At 53.4% G+C, this 18,092-nt stretch carries 16 protein-coding genes and 1 other RNA gene; 13 read left to right on the top strand and 4 right to left on the bottom strand.

What is annotated here, in order from left to right; genetic code table 11:
* The first annotated feature begins 11 nt into the window (after window positions 1-11).
* Window positions 12-680 (top strand): hemolysin III family protein, encoded by a 669-nt coding sequence (locus RAL90_RS15600; protein WP_306252293.1) that lies wholly within the window; start codon window positions 12-14, stop codon window positions 678-680.
* Window positions 681-1,243: 563 nt separating this feature from the next.
* Complete coding sequence (locus RAL90_RS15595; RefSeq protein WP_306252291.1) at window positions 1,244-2,563, top strand: ammonium transporter; 1,320 nt, start codon at window positions 1,244-1,246, stop codon at window positions 2,561-2,563.
* A 124-nt stretch (window positions 2,564-2,687) separates the two neighbouring features.
* Here the strand turns inward: RAL90_RS15595 and RAL90_RS15590 are convergent, their stop codons facing one another.
* On the bottom strand, window positions 2,688-3,503 hold the full coding sequence (locus RAL90_RS15590; RefSeq protein WP_306252289.1) for an enoyl-ACP reductase: 816 nt from the start codon (window positions 3,501-3,503) through the stop codon (window positions 2,688-2,690).
* 217 nt (window positions 3,504-3,720) lie between these two features.
* Here RAL90_RS15590 and RAL90_RS15585 point away from each other — a divergent pair, with 217 nt between their 5' ends.
* Both RAL90_RS15585 and RAL90_RS15580 read left to right on the top strand, forming a co-directional pair.
* A complete protein-coding gene (locus RAL90_RS15585) occupies window positions 3,721-4,464 on the top strand; it encodes a GDSL-type esterase/lipase family protein (protein ID WP_306252287.1) in 744 nt (247 codons plus the stop codon).
* The gene (locus RAL90_RS15580; RefSeq protein ID WP_306252285.1) at window positions 4,455-5,540 is read left to right on the top strand and encodes an acyltransferase; all 1,086 of its coding nucleotides are present in this window, start codon (window positions 4,455-4,457) and stop codon (window positions 5,538-5,540) included. Before RAL90_RS15585 ends, RAL90_RS15580 begins: the two co-directional genes overlap by 10 nt.
* 4 nt (window positions 5,541-5,544) lie before the next feature.
* Here the strand turns inward: RAL90_RS15580 and RAL90_RS15575 are convergent, their stop codons facing one another.
* Window positions 5,545-6,375: a mechanosensitive ion channel family protein gene (locus tag RAL90_RS15575; RefSeq protein ID WP_306252283.1), complete on the bottom strand. Its 831-nt coding sequence runs from the start codon at window positions 6,373-6,375 to the stop codon at window positions 5,545-5,547.
* A 220-nt stretch (window positions 6,376-6,595) separates the two neighbouring features.
* Here RAL90_RS15575 and RAL90_RS15570 point away from each other — a divergent pair, with 220 nt between their 5' ends.
* The 3 genes from RAL90_RS15570 (at window position 6,596) to RAL90_RS15560 (ending at window position 10,618) form a co-directional block, all read left to right on the top strand.
* Window positions 6,596-9,040, top strand: coding sequence for a DNA translocase FtsK (locus tag RAL90_RS15570; RefSeq protein WP_306252280.1), 2,445 nt, complete (start codon window positions 6,596-6,598; stop codon window positions 9,038-9,040).
* 80 nt (window positions 9,041-9,120) lie between these two features.
* A complete protein-coding gene (locus RAL90_RS15565) occupies window positions 9,121-9,744 on the top strand; it encodes a hypothetical protein (protein ID WP_306252279.1) in 624 nt (207 codons plus the stop codon).
* A 40-nt stretch (window positions 9,745-9,784) separates the two neighbouring features.
* Window positions 9,785-10,618, top strand: coding sequence for a hypothetical protein (locus RAL90_RS15560; RefSeq protein WP_306252277.1), 834 nt, complete (start codon window positions 9,785-9,787; stop codon window positions 10,616-10,618).
* Window positions 10,619-10,696: 78 nt separating this feature from the next.
* Here the strand turns inward: RAL90_RS15560 and RAL90_RS15555 are convergent, their stop codons facing one another.
* Window positions 10,697-11,011: a hypothetical protein gene (locus tag RAL90_RS15555; RefSeq protein WP_306252275.1), complete on the bottom strand. Its 315-nt coding sequence runs from the start codon at window positions 11,009-11,011 to the stop codon at window positions 10,697-10,699.
* Window positions 11,012-11,267: 256 nt separating this feature from the next.
* Between RAL90_RS15555 and RAL90_RS15550 the strand changes: the two genes are divergently transcribed.
* Together RAL90_RS15550 and RAL90_RS15545 are read left to right on the top strand one after the other, a co-directional pair.
* Entirely contained in the window at window positions 11,268-12,332 is a 1,065-nt protein-coding gene (locus RAL90_RS15550) for a glycosyltransferase family 10 domain-containing protein (protein ID WP_306252273.1), read from the top strand.
* Window positions 12,333-12,406: 74 nt separating this feature from the next.
* Window positions 12,407-13,918, top strand: coding sequence for an amidase (locus tag RAL90_RS15545; RefSeq protein ID WP_306252271.1), 1,512 nt, complete (start codon window positions 12,407-12,409; stop codon window positions 13,916-13,918).
* A 208-nt stretch (window positions 13,919-14,126) separates the two neighbouring features.
* On the opposite strand, the gene nudC is transcribed toward RAL90_RS15545, so the two are convergent.
* Window positions 14,127-15,068: an NAD(+) diphosphatase gene (gene nudC / locus RAL90_RS15540; protein ID WP_306252269.1), complete on the bottom strand. Its 942-nt coding sequence runs from the start codon at window positions 15,066-15,068 to the stop codon at window positions 14,127-14,129.
* A 120-nt stretch (window positions 15,069-15,188) separates the two neighbouring features.
* On the opposite strand from nudC, the gene ffs reads away from it, so the two are divergent.
* The 4 genes from ffs to recR all read left to right on the top strand — a co-directional run bounded on the left by ffs (window position 15,189) and on the right by recR (window position 18,053).
* Window positions 15,189-15,287: signal recognition particle sRNA small type (ffs, locus tag RAL90_RS15535), an RNA gene on the top strand.
* 76 nt (window positions 15,288-15,363) lie between these two features.
* A complete protein-coding gene (locus RAL90_RS15530) occupies window positions 15,364-17,121 on the top strand; it encodes a DNA polymerase III subunit gamma/tau (protein ID WP_306252267.1) in 1,758 nt (585 codons plus the stop codon).
* Window positions 17,118-17,444 (top strand): YbaB/EbfC family nucleoid-associated protein, encoded by a 327-nt coding sequence (locus RAL90_RS15525; protein WP_306252265.1) that lies wholly within the window; start codon window positions 17,118-17,120, stop codon window positions 17,442-17,444. Before RAL90_RS15530 ends, RAL90_RS15525 begins: the two co-directional genes overlap by 4 nt.
* 3 nt (window positions 17,445-17,447) lie before the next feature.
* Window positions 17,448-18,053, top strand: a complete 606-nt coding sequence (gene recR / locus RAL90_RS15520) for a recombination mediator RecR (RefSeq protein ID WP_306252263.1) — start codon at window positions 17,448-17,450, stop codon at window positions 18,051-18,053.
* Window positions 18,054-18,092: the final 39 nt, after the last annotated feature.

Here is an 18,092-nt window from a genome sequence, read left to right as displayed (position 1 = left end):
GAGTGAAGGAAATGGTCTTGACGCGCCGTGCCGTTCCTGACGTGCACACCGCATTTGAAGAAATTCTGCATACTGCCAGTCATGGCATAGGCATTCTTCTGGCCATCCTCGCATTGATTTTGCTCGTCGCAAAAGCTGCTGTCAGTGGTGGTGTTGCGGAGATCACCGCAGTTTCCATCTTTGCTGTCAGCGCCCTTGTGCTGTACGCCAGCTCAACGCTGTATCACGGGGCATTCCGATCCCGCTTTCAGCCTTTTCTGGAAACGATTGACCACTCCGCTATCTACCTGAAGATCGCTGGCAGTTACACGCCTTTCGCCCTGCTGGTGCTGTCGCCTGTTTCAGGCACAATCATTCTGGTGACCGTGTGGGTTTTGGCCATTGCTGGCATCACACTGAAATTTCTGGCACGCCATCTATCTGATCCCAGAAAATATGAGGTACTATCACTTGCCGGTTATCTCGGCATGGGCTGGGTGGGTGTTTTCGTTATTGGTGAGTTATGGGCAAAACTGCCTGCGCCTGGCTTTGCCTGGCTGATTGCTGGCGGACTGTGTTTTACTGTTGGTGCCTTGTTCTTTGCCTGGAAGTCGCGCGCTTTCACACACACCATCTTCCATGTCTTCGTTCTGGCAGGCAGTATCTGCCATTTTGTCAGCATATATGGATATGTTCTTTAAGAGATTTACTTCGCAGATTGGGAGGCCGAGAGCGCCCTTGCGGTTTTCTAAAGAACAGACCTGTTGGTGCTGCTTTTGCGCCGCTGCATAGTTTGCCGAATCCTGGCCGCGCGCGCCTTGTGATCCTCATATTCACTCTTTTGCTGCCGTGTACTCTGATGAAAGGCATGGCCAGAAGATCTGAGATGCCGCGCAACAGTTCGCAATGTCGATATCGCATACAGGCCAATACTGAGCCCCACCAAGGCGCCAAAGCCAAGCAACAGACTGCGGCTGTTTCCCAGATCTTCGCTTAACAGGCTGAGAACTTCAGCTTCTGACATGCAAACCCCACTACACTAGTACCCGTTTTATCGGCTGGCCCCGTAGATCATGAGATGCCAAAAGGAAGACTTGGATGCAAGAAAAAAGTGAATACCCCTAAATAACCCAACTATAAAGCATATTATGCTTTTTAATGTTGCGACGCACAATTTTCTGTCTTAGCCTTTGCTTCCGGGTGGCCACACAACAACGGCCAATCGCCAAAAACAAAAGCAACCTTTGAAGAGGGGTATCACGAGATGAAACTGAAATTACTAACCTGGGTACTTGCGCCCACACTGGTGTTGACGGCCGGGACGGCCCATGCACAGGAAGCGGTGGGGCCAGACATGGCCTTTGTCTTCAACACACTCCTGTTCCTGATTATGGGCATGGTAGTGATGTTCATGGCGGCGGGTTTCGCCATGCTTGAGGCAGGTTCTGTCCGGTCCAAAAATGCGGCGACAATCTGCCTGAAAAATATCACGCTCTACGCCATCGCCTCGATTATGGTCTGGCTGATAGGCTACAATGTCATTTACGGCGGCAGCGAAGGCGGCTGGATTGGGACACTCACGCCATGGAGCGCTGATGACTCAGAAGCCCTGACGACAGGTTATTCAGCCTCGTCTGACTGGTTCTTCCAGATGGTGTTTGTGGCAACCGCGGCGTCCATTGTTTCGGGCACTCTCGCGGAGCGCATCCGCCTATGGCCTTTCTTCTTGTTCACAGCATTGCTGACAGGACTCATATATCCCATTCAGGCATCCTGGGAATGGGGTGGCGGCTGGCTGGACTCCCGTTACGGGTTCTCCGACTTTGCCGGCTCAACACTCGTGCACGCAACAGGCGGCTGGGCGGCACTGGCTGGTGCGATTGCGCTGGGACCGCGCAAAGGCAAATATACTACAGACGGCAAAATTGTAACTTTCCACGGCTCCTCCATGCCGCTGGCAACCCTGGGGGTTTTCATCCTCTGGCTTGGCTGGTTCGGTTTCAATGGTGGCTCGCAACTGGCACTTGGCTCCGTAGATGATGCGATTTCTGTGTCAAACATCTTTGTAAACACCAATACAGCAGCTGCTTCAGGCGTCATCACTGTCGTTGTTCTGTGCACGTTACTCAAAGGCAAGATTGACTTGCCCATGGTACTGAACGGCGCGATCGGAGGGCTGGTCGCTATCACGGCCGAACCTTTGATGCCACAAGTCTGGCAAGCAGCCATGATCGGTGCCGTTGGCGGCGGGCTGATCTTCCTGGCAACACCGTTGCTGGAAGCAGCGCGGATTGATGACGTGGTGGGCGCCATCCCGGCGCACCTTGTCTGCGGTATCTGGGGTACTATCGTCGTGCCATTCACTAACCCGGATGCAACCTTTGTTGGTCAGGGCGTGGGCATTGTTGCAAACGCGGTGTTTGTTTTCGCCGTCAGTTTCATCGCCTGGATGCTGTTAAAGTACACAATCGGCATTCGCGCGAGCGAAGAGGATGAAGATTCGGGCCTCGACAACGCAGAACTTGGCCAACCGGGCTATCCCGAATTTACACCCGGCCAGCAAGCTCCTGCCCTGGCTGAGTAAGCGGCTTTATGCGACGTTAACCCTGTAAAACGGGCAAAGAAGAAGGCCTGCCAATTCTCTGGCAGGCCTTCTTAATGAGTAACGCCATACCAAGGCGCGAATAACTTGACTGCGAGAGACGTTGTTACTCTGCGTCCGGCTCTTCAGGCATCCCGACAATATGAAAGCCGGCATCCACGTGATGCGTTTCGCCAGTGCAGGACTTACCAAGATCAGACAGGAGGTAAAGTGCCGCGCCGGCAACACCAGCAGGGTCAGTATTCTCGCGCATCGGCGCCCATGCCTTGCCCTCTGACAAGAGACTGCGTGCACCAGAAATACCCCCCAGTGACAATGTCTTGATGGCACCAGCCGAAATAGCATTAACGCGAATGCCTTTGGGACCAAGATCGCGTGCGATATAGCGGGTGGCAGCTTCCAACGCGGCCTTGGCCACCCCCATGACATTATAATTCGGGATGACCCGTTCTGACCCCAGATAGGTGAGCGTTATCATGGAGCCGCCTGCTGGCATCAGCTTTGAGGCACGGTTGGCCGCGTCAACAAAGGAAAATGCAGACACATCCATGGCTCTCTTGAAGACATCCCGGCTCGTATTTTCCACGAAAGAGCCCTTCAGGGCATCTTTGTCAGCAAAGGCGATAGAATGGACAAGGAAGTCCATGCTGCCCCACTGATCTTCAATAGCCTTGAAGGTGGCTGCCATAGAGGCGTCATCTGTCACGTCACAATCGAGAATAACCGGCGCATTAAGGCTCTCGGCCAACGGGCGGACCCGGCGCTCAAGCGCCTCACCGACATAGGTGAAGGCAAGTTCCGCCCCTTGTGCATGAAGCTGTTGGGCGATTGCCCAGGCGATGGAGTTCTTGTTCGCAACCCCCATGATCAGCCCGCGTTTGCCCTTCAAGAGATCTCCTGCTGGAAACTCGTTCTCACTCATGGTCGCTCCTTTATGGTTGTGACTTATGGGCGCCTTTATAAGCGTCACTCACATACGGTCCAGCGCTTTGTCAGCGGGGCTAGTTGTGTTTCTGATTTCTTAAACATGGAGAAAATCCAGGCGTGTCGGTCACGCGCGCGCAATATCGCACTCAATCGGATTTTAACCCCCTTGTGGCAAAGTATAAGCGTGTACTGTTAAGGAAGTGGTAACCATCATGAGTGGTCTGAAAATTTCACGCTCAACGCTTTATCCAAGTGTTCTTGCACTGATATTGGCGTTCCTTCTCGGAGTCATTCTGCATACGCCGGAAAAAGCTTATGCAATTTCTGAAACCCTCGGATTGCCGGGGGAGCAGCAATATTTCTCGCTCCACCGCCAGACAACGTATGGCGAAGCCGAGTGGCATGATGAACAGCGTGGCGGAGCCAGTGTTTACCTGGTTGGGGACAGCATGTTTGCCGGGCATGATGTGTCGGATATTGCAGACAAGGTACTTAATGTCGCTGTAGGCGGTGAACGGGCTGGCTGGCTTGTGCATGAATTCGAGCAACTCAGCTTTACCCGCAAGGGAGCCTGTGTCGCTATCAATCTGGGGATCAATGACCTTGCCTATGGAGCGCAACCCGACGAGGTGGCGGCGTATCTTGATCAACTCATCAGTCAATACAAAGAACAACAGGTATTTCTGGGAGAGGCCCTGCCAGTAACTCCCATATTCACACTGATGGATTACAAGAGATTAAATCCGGTCATTCGTGAGCTGAACCAGAAAGCTGATACGGTTTGCGCTGCCCATGAAAACTGCACCCGCCTTGCCTGGTACCAGCGATTTGTAGATGAAACTGGCCAGCCTAAAGATGACCTGTTCCGTAATGATGGCATCCATTTGAGCCGATCTGGATACGCGATTTTTGGTGAAGTCCTGCGCACCACATTCAAGGAGCAAGCATGTCTGTAAACACGCCCGCCCATAAGCCTGCGCGCTTTGAAGAACTGGATGTCCTGCGCGGGCTTGCCGCCTTTGCAGTCGTACTCGTGCATTTTCTACCTTTATATGACCATCTGTATGGGCATGTAACGCCAGTTTTCTGGCCTGCAACGGATAATCTGGAGACACTGAAGTATTATGGTGTCATCCCGGTCAGCCTGTTTTTCATGATTTCAGGCTTTGTCATTTTCATGACTCTGGAGCGGGTTTCGAGCACGGCCGATTTTGCTGTTTCGCGTTTCTCGCGCCTTTTCCCGGCATACTGGGTGTGTCTTACACTGACAATCATCGCAACCGCGTTGCTAATGCCCTCCGCCATGTTACCTGCTTCCGACATTGCCGTGAACTATACCATGTTCCAACGCTTCTTTGGTGTGCCTCATGTAGATGAAGTGTACTGGACACTATATGTCGAACTGAAATTCTATATCCTGATGGCCTTGATATGCCGCCTCGGCTGGGTTGGGGGAATCTCTCACATCTGCGCTGGCTGGCTTTTACTCGCCGTGATCGCCGAAATTGCAGGCTTCAAGGATCATCCGTTAGCTTATGTTCTGTATGACCTGCTGATACTGGAATGGGCACCATTCTTCCTGTCAGGCATCGCTTTCTATCTGCTCTGGAGCGGACAACGCGACCGCCTTGTTGTGGCCGTGCTGGTCGGCAGTATTGCCGCGAACTTTCTCATCGCCCCGTTATGGGCGGCTGTTATTCAGGCAGGTTTCTGGGGCGTATTCTGGCTTGGGATCACGGGTCGACTAAAGTTCATTATCTGCCGTCCATTGGTGTTTCTGGGCACCATTTCCTACAGCCTCTATCTGGTGCACCAGAATATCGGCTTTTACCTGATCAACTGGCTGCAGGAGAACGGGATCGGCGTTGCGGTTTCAATTCTTTGCGCAACCATACTGGGTCTTGGTCTGGCAACCGCTGTAACATTCCTGATCGAAAAACCAGCCCTGCGAAAAATCCGGCAAGGCTGGAAAAGGGTCAAGGTATCAGAGGCAACGCAAAACCTCGCGCCCGCCCGCGCTGGCTCCGCTTAGCAGATCAGGCATCGCCTTTGAACAGAATGACTTTTTGATGCGGGAACGGAATTTCGATATCCGCTGCATCAAGTGCTTTCTTCACCTGCTCAGGCACAGAATAAAGAACATCGAAATAATGTTCACCTTTGCAGAAAGGGCGCACCAGAAAATCAACTGAAGAATCGTTGAGGGTTTCCACTTCAACGAATGGCGCCGGATCAGTCAATATATGCGGATGATCACGCAGCACGCCCAGTATTACCTCTTTGGCAGCGTCAATCTTCTCGCCATAGGCAATACCAAAATGCATTTCGACGCCGCGCACAGGGTGATGGCTGTGGTTGATAATCTGCTCACCCCATATCTGGCTGTTGGGAATAATAATATGCTGATTATCAAAGGTCTGCATAATTGTCGTAAACAGATCAATTTCCGTCACATTACCAAACTTGCCGGCGGCCTCCACGAAGTCTCCGGCCTTGTACGGGCGAAAAATCAGCAACATGACGCCAGCTGCAAGATTGGAGAGAGCGCCCTGCAAGGCAAGGCCAACAGCCAAGCCAGCGGCCCCAAGAAGCGCCACGATGGAAGTGGTCTCAACCCCAAAGCGGTTCAGGACGGCGATAAAGACAAATGCCAGAATGATATATTTGGCAATGCTGCCAAGGAACCGGAACAGCGTATCGTCCAGCTTCTCATGCTTTTCACCTATCCCACGCACGAATTTCGCAACCCGGCCCGCAATCCACAGGCCGAGGATCAGTATCAAAATGGCCAGGAGAAGATTTGTGCCCCAGGCAATGGCGCCGGGCAGATATTGGTTGATATCCAGATTTTCAAAAAATTCGTTCATTTTACATCCTCCTCTTCTTGAGCAGGAAAAATATCCCGCATTCACGATAACGCTGTTGTGAATCAAATATGGCAAAAAAGAGGCGCGCCGTCCCGTTTGCATGAACAGACACTTTGTTGGGCAGCAATTCGTTAACCGGCGTTAACCTTTTGTTTGCAACTCTTTGGCAGGATGTCATCAATGATTTGGTAATAATTGCTGCCTGAACGTAAACATTTTTATGAGTCGAACTGCCAGCGCCCATCGCGGAAGCTACGAGACGCCTGCCCTGGTAATGGCTGGACAGGCTGTGCGCGCGCTTATTATGCGCGCCGGTGGTGCCTCACTCATCCTACTGGCGATAATGCTGCTTGTTTCAGTCATCAGCTATTCTGTCAGTGACCCCAGCCTGAACAACGCCACTGTCCGTGACGTGCGCAATCTTTTTGGTTCTGTCGGAGCCAATACAGCAGACTTCATGCTGCAACTGATGGGCGGAGCCGCGCTTTTGCTGCCTGTAACACTGGCAGTATGGGGCACCAATGCGTTTTTCCATGGCGCGCCGGAAACAACACCAGCGCGTGCCTGGTGGCGCTTTTTTGCCTGGGGCCTCGGCGTTTTGTGTATGGCTGGCTTTGCAGGCGGCCTGCCGCTCACAATAGACTGGCCATTCCGGGTCGGCATGGGCGGCCTTCTGGGGGATGGCGCTTCCGCGCTACTTGCCGCGCCCCTGCGCATGATTGGGATCCCCGGCGCAATCATTATTGCTTCCGGTCTGTATCTTGCCCTTAGCGCTTTTTTGACATGTTTTGCCTGCGGGGTCCGGCGCGATCACATTGAGGCGGGCATGGAAGCCGCTATGATTATTGGTGATGAAATCCGCTATCGGGCAGAACAACTTGCTGCATGGCACATGGCACGCTTTGAAGAAATGCGCGGAGAGCGGGATGTCGAGGATGACATTGAAGAAGAACTGGAAGCAGATGAGGAAGAGGAAATCGGCAGCCACTTGAGCCTTGTCGAAGAAAGCGCTGCCGATGAAGAGGAGCTCGAAGAAGAACACTTATCTCCCGCTGCGCAACGCCGGATCATCCGCAAAGAGAAAAAGAAAAAAAGCAGCAAGCGTGAACGCGCCGAGCTCCAACCGGAGTTTCCTGCCTTCAGCGCAGAAGATTATCGCCTGCCCCCATTGAACCTTCTGGCAAAGCCTGACCCCGGTAATCTTCTGGAAGTCTCTGACGAAGCACTGGAGCAGAATGCGCGTATGCTGGAAACAGTGCTGGCAGATTTCGGCGTGCGCGGTGAAATTATCAATGTACGCCCTGGCCCTGTCGTCACGCTTTATGAACTGGAGCCGGCAGCAGGCGTCAAATCCTCCCGGGTTATCAATCTGTCCGATGATATTGCCCGCTCCATGAGCGCGGTCGCCTGCCGTGTGGCAGTGGTACCGGGGCGCAATGCCATCGGGATTGAATTGCCGAACCAGGATCGTGAGATGGTCTATTTCCGCGAGATGATGTCTTCGCCGGAGTTTGAAAAAAGTGGCGGCGCCTTGACCCTGAGCCTTGGCAAAAACATTGGCGGTGAAGCAGTTTTTGCTGACCTCGCCAAGATGCCACACTTGCTCATTGCCGGCACGACCGGCTCTGGCAAGTCCGTCGGGATTAACACCATGATCCTGTCGCTTCTGTATCGACTGCCACCTGACCAGTGCAAGCTGATCATGGTTGATCCGAAAATGCTGGAACTGTCCGTTTACGAAGGCATTCCGCATTTGCTTGCACCGGTGGTGACTGATCCACGCAAGGCGGTTGTCGCGTTGAAGTGGACCGTGCGCGAAATGGAAGAGCGCTATCGCCAGATGTCCAAACTGGGTGTCCGGAACATCAGCGGTTTCAATGACCGGGTGCGCGAAGCGGATGAGCGCGGCGACGTTCTGACGCGCAAGGTGCACACTGGCTACAATCAGGAAACTGGCGATCCAGTCTACGAGATCGAGGAACTGGACTACAAGCCAATGCCGTTCATCGTGGTTGTCATTGATGAAGTCGCAGACCTGATGATGGTTGCCGGCAAGGATATTGAAGGCATGGTTCAGCGCCTTGCCCAGATGGCACGGGCCGCCGGTATCCATATGATTATGGCAACACAGCGCCCTTCAGTTGACGTGATCACTGGTACGATCAAAGCAAACTTCCCGACACGGATCTCGTTTCAGGTCACCTCCAAAATCGACTCCCGCACAATCCTGGGTGAACAGGGCGCCGAACAGCTTCTCGGGCAAGGGGATATGCTGTTCATGGCAGGCGGTGGCCGCCTGACCCGCGTGCACGGTGCCTTTGTCGCAGACAAGGAAGTTGAAAAAATTGTTGCCCATCTCAAGAAGCAGGGCAAACCTGATTACGTTCAGGAAGTCACCGAAATGTCCGACGAGGATGGTGGCGCAAGTGACGCGCTTGGCCTCTCTGTCGGTGGCAATACGTCTTCTGGCGATGCCTTGTATGATCAGGCTGTCGCCGTGGTGGCAAGAGATCGCAAAGCCTCCACAAGCTACATTCAGCGCCGTCTCCAGATAGGCTATAACCGCGCTGCCACCCTGATTGAAAAAATGGAAGATGAGGGCGTGATTTCATCAGCCAATCATGCCGGCAAGCGCGATGTACTCATTGGCGAGGATGCCGCCTGAGTTTCTGACGCCAGCAAAGTGCCGTTTACGCTTCCCGATTACCTGCTATGCTGCACCTTTATTTCTGGAGGTCTATTCGCATGTCATTACGTTTCCTGCCTGTTTTTTCCGCGCTTACATTCTTTCTCATGATGTTGTTCAGTGTGAACGCCACCGCACAATCAATCGATTTTGGTAATGATTCCAGCGAGTGGGCGAATGATGGGGAGTGCGATGACCCGCGCTTCGAAGGCGACGAAATGGCTGTAATCTTACTGGACGAGGACACAAAAAGGGACGCGACAGACTGTCGCGCAGCATATCAGGCCGGTGATATTCGCCTTGTTTCATCCAGCATCGACTATGGAGATGATACAAGTGAATGGGCGAATGACGGCGAGTGCGATGACCCACGCTTCTCCGGTGCGGGAATGGCCGCAACACTGCTGGAGTCTGATCGCGGACATGATGCAACAGATTGCCGCGCAGGAGTCGAGCGAGGTGACTTGAGATTTGATACTGCGCAAAATACTTCCCAGCGCAGCGACGGAATATATTTCGGGGATGACAGCAGTGAATGGGCCAATGATGGGGAGTGCGATGACCCCCGTTTTGCTGGTGAAGGAATGGCTGCGACATTGCTTGATGAAGATATTAACCGGGATGCCAGTGATTGTCGTGCCGGGGTTGAGCGTGGTGAGTTGAGATATAAGGGCGTCAATTAAACCGCGCTGATCTGTCAATCTTGGTAACACGGAGTTTCCGATGCGCCTGACGCTGATAATTTTGCTTGCTATGTTCGCTCTCGTCGCATGTTCACAGTCGGCCCCCAGCGTAACGGCAAAGGCACCCGCTAAAAACACCTCCGGCAAAAAATACGATGCTGAGACGGCTTTTCAGCCCTCCAACGCAGTGATGACAGAGATTGATGATCTCCTGGTGCGGGCAGAAGCGAGTGACAAGCTGGCGCTGATTGTGATGGGTGCAAACTGGTGCCATGACAGCCGCGGGTTCGTCAAAACGCTGAATAATAAAAGGCTTCAGGAGGTTCTGGATGACCGTTATGAAGTTCTGCTGGTCGATGTAGGCTATCTGCAACGTGGTCGTAAGGTTATTGAACGCTTTGGCATACCGATTATCTACGGCACACCGACAGTGCTGGTTGTCGATCCGCGGTCAGAACTTCTGATCAACCGCGATGATATGCATCGCTGGCGGGATGCAGCACGCATTGATGTGAATGAAGCCATTGAGTACTTTACGCGCATGGCAAAACCCGCGGCACTTCTTGAAGCGCAAAAAGCTGTCACCGCAGACTCGCCTGTTCTGATAGCGCTTTATGCTGAAATTAATGCGTTTGAGATGACGCAGGCCGAGCGGATTTACCAAGGCTTCGCCCGTCTTGCCCCAATGCTGGCAATGGATCGTGCAGAACGCCCGGAGGCGTTCAACGAGGAATGGGATCAGGTGCGTGATCTGCGCTATCAAATCACAGACGACCTTGCGGCCTTACGCAGCGAGGCCAAACGCAGGGTCGCTTCGGGCGAAACTGATATTGCGCTGACTTACCCTGACTACCCGCCCTTTTCCTGGGAATAGTTTCCGACAAAAACCGGACAAAAAAAAAGCAGATGAGACATCTCATCTGCTTTTCTGGTAATTGAATTTTCTGCCTGCTTAGTCAGCAACCGGTACCAGCAGATAGGCTGGTACACTCGCGTAAGCCACTTGAACGCTGGTGTCCTGACGCTCTGTTGCTTTGGCCAGCACGATTTCCGTCTGAGTGTCCAGGGCAGCCAGTTCAATCATTACGATGCTGCCTGTTTTCTGTGTCATCAGTTTGTCCAGGTTCTGGGTGGTCAAGACTGACATTTCAGCGACGTGGGCAGAAATGTCTACCGCTTTAGTTGTCTCCTCTGCCTGAGCTGTACCTGTGATGGCAGCAGCGGCGATTGTCAGGGCGGCGATTGTTTTTGTGAATGTGTTAGTCATCTTCTCTCTCCTTGGGTTGTTGATGATCTGACCATAGGCAGCATTAACCATGATGGCTGTGACGCACATCACAGTAAGCGCTCACTCACATATTTTCTGTATCGTGCCCCTTTGACGCCCTGATACCCGGCTGCCCCTGAAAATTAGACGATCACCAGAGACAAATCAGCGCGGCCAAGACTGGCATTATATCGGGAGTTCCCATAAGACGCGCCAATGCTGAGCCTGAAATATCATAACTTTGCCGGAGCATAATGTGACACAAGACAAGCGGATCAAGGTCAAGTTCACCGATGTCTGGAACGGATTTAACGCAAATGGTTACCCTCTATGGCAACACTTGCAGAAAAATTTTCCCGTGGAATTATCCGATGATCCTGATTTTCTGATTTTCAGCATCAACGGCGCTAATCATCTCAATTATACCTGTGAAAAAATATTCATCACACATGAAGCCGCATTTCCTGACTTCCGCTGGTGTGATTATGCAATCACTTTCCGACCCGATATCAATCATCCACGCCACTTGCAGTTACAAAATTTTGCCCTGCGGCCTGGCTATCAAAAAATTGACCAACTTGTTGACCGCCACAGACAGGACACTGCCAAAATCCTGGCAGAAAAAAACCGCTTCGGCGCTTATCTTGCCTCCAATGGCAATGCAAAAGCACGGGAGGATATCTTTGACGCCCTGTCAGCCTATAAAAAAGTAGATAGCGGCGGAAAGCATCGCAATAATATTGGTGGGCCAGTACCACCAAACGAGACTTGGGATTTTCTCAGAGGTGCCAAATTCATTATCGCCTGTGAGAACTCTCTCTCACCCGGGTATGTGACGGAGAAACTCGGGAACGCCATGTTGGCGGATGCCATTCCAATCTACTGGGGTGATGAATTCGTCAATGAACTCTTCAATCCGGCGCGATTTATCAATGCGCGTAACTTTTCATCGCTTGATGACCTGTGTGCCCATGTCCAAGACCTCGATCAGTCAGACGAAAAATATTTGGACGTCCTGAGGCAACCATGCCTGAAAAATAATCAACAACATGCATGCCTTAAGCAGCCGTACTTACTGGATTTCTTTGCAGATATATTCAATGGCAACCGAAGAGAGCTTAGAAGACCTGATTTTGAACCGGCATATTACGCCCGTCAAAATGGCTGGCATCGCCGCTACATGAAGGGGCCGATGACTTTGGCTGAACTCGACATCCTTCATGCGGCGCGCGAGGATTACCTGAAAAAGGGTTTACTTGATACACGCTTCACAAAATCAATGCGGCAGGAACTGGAAGCACTCGCGGACTCTGCTGATTAGGACTGTTCGCACGCGCCGCCCCCACTTATAGTTGTCCAAAAGCTGTAACAGGCATCAACCGGGAGGAGACGGGCATGGACAGACGTGAATTTTTGAAAGGCACTGCCGCGACAGCAGCACTCGCCCTCACAGGAGGACTTGGTACCGCACGTGCGCAAATGGATGAGTTTGCCGCGTTGGACGGTATGGCACAGGCCAAATTGGTCAGAGATGGTGCAGCGACACCTCTGGAGCTGGTTGACGCAGCCATTTCCCGGATAGAACGCCTTAACCCCAAATTGAATGCTGTCGTTTTCGAGCGCTTTGAAAAAGCCCGGAGCGAGGCACAAGGCCAGTTGCCTGACGGACCATTCCGAGGGGTACCATATCTCATCAAGGATTTATCTGCGCTTGAAGGCGAGCCTTTGACCTATGGCTCGCGCCTGTTTGAACGCAATGTCGCAAAAGCTGACGATGGTGATGTCTACCTGGCCAAACAGGCAGGTTTTGTCATGGTGGGAAAAACCAATACGCCTGAGTTCGGCTTGTTGCCGACGACAGAGTCCATCTTACTCGGTGATGCCGCTAACCCCTGGAACACAGACTATCACACCGGTGGATCCAGTGGGGGCGCAGCAGCCGCTGTTGCGGCAGGCCTTGTTCCCTGCGCCAATGCAGGGGACGGTGGCGGCTCCATTCGCATTCCGGCTTCCGCCTGCGGCCTTGTTGGCCTGAAAGCAAGCCGCGACCGCCTCGCGGCACAAAACCCGTCCAGTCTGCCGGTTTCCCTTTCTGTACGGATGGCTGTTACCCGCACGGTGCGCGACACTGCCCAGATTCTGAATATGACAGAAAAAAAGGGAGATGGTGCATCTTTCGATCCAGTAGGATTCGTGAACGGACCTTCCTCTCGCAGGCTCAAAATTGCATATTACACTGAAACCGGCATTGGCACTGATGCAGACAGTGAGGTAAAGGCATCGCTGGAGAGTACGGCACAACTCTGCCGTGACCTCGGTCATGAGGTCATCGATTCGGCACCGCCGTTTGATGCGCGCGCCATGGAAGAGCATTTCATGGCTTTATGGTCAGGCGGGGTAGTGCCTATTGTGAACAACGCACGCCTTATCGGGCTGCGCCAATGGCGCCTTATTGGCAAACAACGCGGCCTTGAGCCTTGGACAATCGGCCTGGCAGAGTTTTTTGAAGAACGCGAGCGCAAGAATCCCGGCCAGTTCGAGCGCTCTGTTGCTTTCTTCAAGGAAGCAGAAGCAATTTATGAAGACTATTTCAAACAGTTCGATGTGATCCTGACGCCAGTCTTGCGTAAACCGCCATTGAGGTTGGGGGAATTGAAATGGGATCTGCCATTTGAAGAAATGTATGAGCGCACGCTGGACTATTCTGTCTACACCGGAAATTATAACGGCGTTGGAAATTGTGCGATTTCCCTGCCACTTGGCTGGTCGACAAATGACCTGCCAATCGGCAGTCAGTTTGCTGCCCGGACAGGTGATGAACGTACACTGCTGGAACTTTCTTACGAATTGGAACAGGCGCGGCCATGGGCGGACAGATGGGCACCGTATTCAGCCGTAAATATTTAAGGCCCGGCAGGCAGTGGCAAAAGCCATACCTTGCTGAAAAACGCACGGACTGGGCAGAAGATCGTACTGTTCAGGCCAATGAAAGGACCTATGCCGGTTGGATGCGTACCAGTCCACACCCGTTTCCAAAACTAATCTCAGGATAATAACGGGCTTGTTTATGACGGGTAGATTGGCATTACCCGTCGTGCTCTGGTTACTGTGAACGCTATACCTGGTCTTCGTCCCTGACCCATTCAACAAGCAATTGATGAGCGATCGCAAAAGGCGGCGGGATATTGAGATCATCCCGGCGCTCACCGTTCAGAAGTGCTCTTATCTCGTCTTTGGACACCCAGCGGGCCTCCGCAATTTCAGTCTCATCCAATGTGAATGTGGTGTCTTCCGTTTCAGCAATATAACCAGCCATCAGGGAAGAGGGAAATGGCCAAGGCTGGCTGAAAATATATCGGACTTCTTTCACTTTCACGCCCACTTCCTCAAACACTTCCCGGGCTGCACACTCTTCCAGCGTTTCGCCCGGTTCAAGAAAACCGGCCAGTGCCGAAAAGAAAGTTGGCGGAAATTTCACTCCCCTGCCCAGCAGGCATTCCTCACCACGCGTCACAAGCACAATGGCAACCGGGTCAGTGCGCGGAAAATGGTCTGTATCACACCCATCACATCGTCTATGCGTACCGCCGCCAACCATCTGGCTCTTGGCACCACAATTTGCACAGAACTGATGTCGTCGATGCCAGTCAAGCAGCCATAATGCCTGCCCGAGTATGGCAACTTCCTCGCGAGAGAGTATTCCGGCCAGCTCTCGCATACCTTTATAACTGGCCATGTCTGCGAACGGTGCCGTTTCGGCAGAAGCACTACTGGCAGAAGCATCAAGTGCGAAATATGGCGCGCCATCCCGGAACCCCAGTAGAACGACGGGCGCATCATGCACAAATTCCGACCGGGCCAGAGGCGATAACCAGAGCGCGCGGGCCTGACCGTCAGGGCCATCCGGCATTTCAACAAGCGGCCGCCCGCGCCAGAAAGGCACCATACAGGCTTTTTCATGAGCCAGTTGTTCCGCAAACCACAGCGCATCGCCGCGCTTTTCAGAAAGCCGTTCAAGCGGGTTACCAGTGAAGTAATTAGGATTTGCAATAGGCATGAATATTTCCTCGCATTACCTCTCCAGAGTGGCAAGGCGGGGATACAGGCAGTCTTTCAAGTTTTCCGCGCGGGGCATAACTGCCCCTTGTATTTCTGCTGCCAAGACGCGATATGTATTCGCGGAAGGCTGGCGGACGAGCTCCTCGCCAACCCGGTCAGGTCCGGAAGGAAGCAGCCGTAACGAGTTTCGGTTCGGGTCGTTCAGTCTTCCACTTCATTTTCAATATCAGGCACTTATCCACATATGAGCATCGGATTTGAGCCTGCCCGGTTTTGGGGCCATACTCCACGCGATGACCGATTCTTCGAGCCACAGCGACCAGCAGCCTTATCAGGTTCTCGCCCGTAAATATCGCCCGCAATCATTTGCTGACCTTCTGGGCCATGACGCGATGGTGCGCACATTGCGCAACGCCTTTGACGCCAACCGCGTCGCCCATGCCTGGATTTTGACGGGTGTGCGCGGGGTCGGCAAAACCACAACAGCCCGTATCCTTGCCCGCGCCCTCAATTATGCCGTGGAAGGCGGTCCGGATGCCCCCTCCATCGACATGGCTGAGCAGGGCATTCATTGTCAGGCTATTGCCGAAAGCCGCCACCCTGATGTTATCGAGATGGACGCCGCGAGCCGTACCGGTGTTGATGATATCCGTGAACTGATCGAAAGTGTGCGTTACGCGCCGGTACAGGCACGTTATAAAGTATATATTATCGACGAAGTGCACATGCTCTCCAAGAACGCCTTCAATGCCCTGTTGAAGACGCTGGAAGAACCGCCCACGCATGTGAAATTCATTTTCGCCACAACAGAAATACGCAAAGTACCGGTCACCGTGTTGTCCCGCTGTCAGCGCTTTGACTTGCGCCGTTTCGATCAGGATACACTGGCAGACTATCTCGGCGGTATTGTCGAGAAAGAAAGCGCGAAAGTTGACCGCGACGGTCTTCTAATGATTGCGCGCGCGGCAGAAGGGTCCGTGCGTGATGCACTCTCTCTGCTCGACCAGGCTATAATCCAGCATCATGCTGCACCGGAAGAAGCGGTGTCAGCCGAACAGGTGCAGGACATGCTTGGGCTCGCCAACCGTTATGTGAGCTGGGATATACTGGATGCCTGCCTTAAGGGGGAAGCACCAAAAGCGCTTGAATTATTCCGGGGGCAGTATAATTGCGGCGCAGACCCGCTTGTTGTTCTGCGAGACCTGCTGGAACTGGTACATCTGCTGACCCGCGTGAAGGCAGCCGGTGAAGGCGCCGCCAGCCATGGATCAGCCGGTACAGCAGAAGCAACGCGGGCAAAGGAAATGGCGGCAGTTTACGCCCTTAATGGTCTTACCCGCGCCTGGTCACTGCTGATGAAGGGTCTGCAGGAAACGCAAAGTGCACCAGATGCAGCAGCTTCTGCTGAAATGGCATTGATCCGTTTATGTTACGCGGCTGACTTGCCAACCCTCGATGAGGCCCTCAGACAACTGAACAATACAACACCCAAAAGTGGTGGCGGGGGGCAGACTATAACGGCTGGTGCGGGGGGCAATACGCAAGCGGTTGCATCAGTTTCGGTCGGTGGCAGCGCACAATCCGGCCCTGTTGCTCAACGGAAACCCTCTCCCCTTTCCGCACCTCAAAGTCACCTTCAGGCGGCCAATGAGACCCGCTTTGAAACTGTTGCAGACCTTGCCAACCTTGCGGGCGTGAAGCGGGACGCGAAGCTGCGCGAGGAAATAGAAAAGTTTGTACGGATTGTAAAACTGGAGCCTGGTAGGATCGAGTTCAACCCGGCGCCCGGCGCACCTGAGGATCTGTCGGGCCGACTTGCCGCGCAGTTAAAGAACTGGACTGGAGAGCGCTGGGTGGTCAGCGTGAACGCACGGGCAAAAGGCGGCGAAACACTGCGCAACACGCGCAATGACGGCATCCGCGCCCACCCGTTGATACAGGCTGCTCTGGAAGTTTTTCCAGAGATTGACGCTGACCGCGACATGCGGATCAAGGAAATAGAAGAATTTCGGCCCCCTGATGAAAATTTGATAGAGGATGATGAATCATGATGAAGGGTTTTGGTGACATGATGAAGCAGGCTGCCAGCCTGCAAGGCAAAATGCAGGAGGTCCAGGAAAAGATCGCTGCGATGGAAGCCGACGGTGTGGCCGGCGGCGGCATGGTCAGGGTTACCCTCAACGGGAAAGGGTATGCCAGCAAGGTCAGTATCGAGAAAGATCTCATAAATCCCGATGAAGGTGAAGTTCTCGAAGACTTGATCGCCGCTGCCATCAACGATGCCAAGTCAAAGCTGGAAGAAGTCTCTCAGGAGGAAATGAAAAGCCTCACCGAAGGCTTGCCATTGCCCCCTGGCATGAAAATGCCTTTTTAGGTAATGCCCAGAACTCCTGCCGGTCCGGAACTGGACCATCTCATTTCTCTTCTGGCTAAGTTGCCGGGGCTTGGGCCCCGGTCGGCCAAGCGCGCGGCCCTGCATCTGTTGAAGAAACGCGATGGCCTGATGACCCCGCTGGCAAAGGCTCTTGACGCAGCGGCGGATAAAGTCACTGCCTGCTCCATCTGTGGTAACTGGGATTCAGTGGACCCCTGCGCCATCTGCGCTAATGAAGAACGGGACACTGGCATCATCTGCGTCGTGCAGGAAGTTGCCGATCTATGGGCGCTTGAGCGATCTGGCGCACATCAAGGCTGGTATCATGTGCTGGGCGGGGTCATTTCGCCATTGGACGGCGTCGGACCAGACGACCTCAACATCGCCTCACTCGCGCAACGCGCCTCTGCTGGCACAGTTACAGAAGTGGTGCTCGCGACCAGCGCCACGGTTGATGGCCAGACTACCGCACATTATGTGACCGAGCGTCTTGAAGGCACCAGCGTCACGGTAACACGTCTGTCGCATGGTGTGCCTGTTGGTGGCGAGCTGGACTATCTGGATGAAGGCACGCTCGCGGCCGCCATGAAGTCCCGCCAACCCTTCTAACGCAGGTTACGCCCTCTTTTGCCTGCCAGCAAAGCCTGA

The sequence above is a fragment of the Parvularcula sp. IMCC14364 genome (assembly GCF_030758415.1).
GTDB lineage: Bacteria > Pseudomonadota > Alphaproteobacteria > Caulobacterales > Parvularculaceae > Aquisalinus.
This window is presented reverse-complemented; position numbering and strand designations above follow the sequence as displayed.

Bases quoted from the DNA above. Each gene is read 5' to 3' on its own strand.
- RAL90_RS15585 (WP_306252287.1), top strand. From the start codon at position 3,721: ATGAGTGGTCTGAAAATTTCACGCTCAACGCTTTATCCAAGTGTTCTT.
- RAL90_RS15595 (WP_306252291.1), top strand. From the start codon at position 1,244: ATGAAACTGAAATTACTAACCTGGGTACTTGCGCCCACACTGGTGTTG.
- RAL90_RS15575 (WP_306252283.1), bottom strand. From the start codon at position 6,375: ATGAACGAATTTTTTGAAAATCTGGATATCAACCAATATCTGCCCGGC.
- RAL90_RS15560 (WP_306252277.1), top strand. From the start codon at position 9,785: ATGCGCCTGACGCTGATAATTTTGCTTGCTATGTTCGCTCTCGTCGCA.
- RAL90_RS15600 (WP_306252293.1), top strand. From the start codon at position 12: ATGGTCTTGACGCGCCGTGCCGTTCCTGACGTGCACACCGCATTTGAA.
- RAL90_RS15530 (WP_306252267.1), top strand. From the start codon at position 15,364: ATGACCGATTCTTCGAGCCACAGCGACCAGCAGCCTTATCAGGTTCTC.
- RAL90_RS15555 (WP_306252275.1), bottom strand. From the start codon at position 11,011: ATGACTAACACATTCACAAAAACAATCGCCGCCCTGACAATCGCCGCT.
- RAL90_RS15545 (WP_306252271.1), top strand. From the start codon at position 12,407: ATGGACAGACGTGAATTTTTGAAAGGCACTGCCGCGACAGCAGCACTC.
- RAL90_RS15580 (WP_306252285.1), top strand. From the start codon at position 4,455: ATGTCTGTAAACACGCCCGCCCATAAGCCTGCGCGCTTTGAAGAACTG.
- RAL90_RS15565 (WP_306252279.1), top strand. From the start codon at position 9,121: ATGTCATTACGTTTCCTGCCTGTTTTTTCCGCGCTTACATTCTTTCTC.
- RAL90_RS15590 (WP_306252289.1), bottom strand. From the start codon at position 3,503: ATGAGTGAGAACGAGTTTCCAGCAGGAGATCTCTTGAAGGGCAAACGC.
- nudC (WP_306252269.1), bottom strand. From the start codon at position 15,068: ATGCCTATTGCAAATCCTAATTACTTCACTGGTAACCCGCTTGAACGG.
- recR (WP_306252263.1), top strand. From the start codon at position 17,448: ATGCCCAGAACTCCTGCCGGTCCGGAACTGGACCATCTCATTTCTCTT.
- RAL90_RS15570 (WP_306252280.1), top strand. From the start codon at position 6,596: ATGAGTCGAACTGCCAGCGCCCATCGCGGAAGCTACGAGACGCCTGCC.
- RAL90_RS15525 (WP_306252265.1), top strand. From the start codon at position 17,118: ATGATGAAGGGTTTTGGTGACATGATGAAGCAGGCTGCCAGCCTGCAA.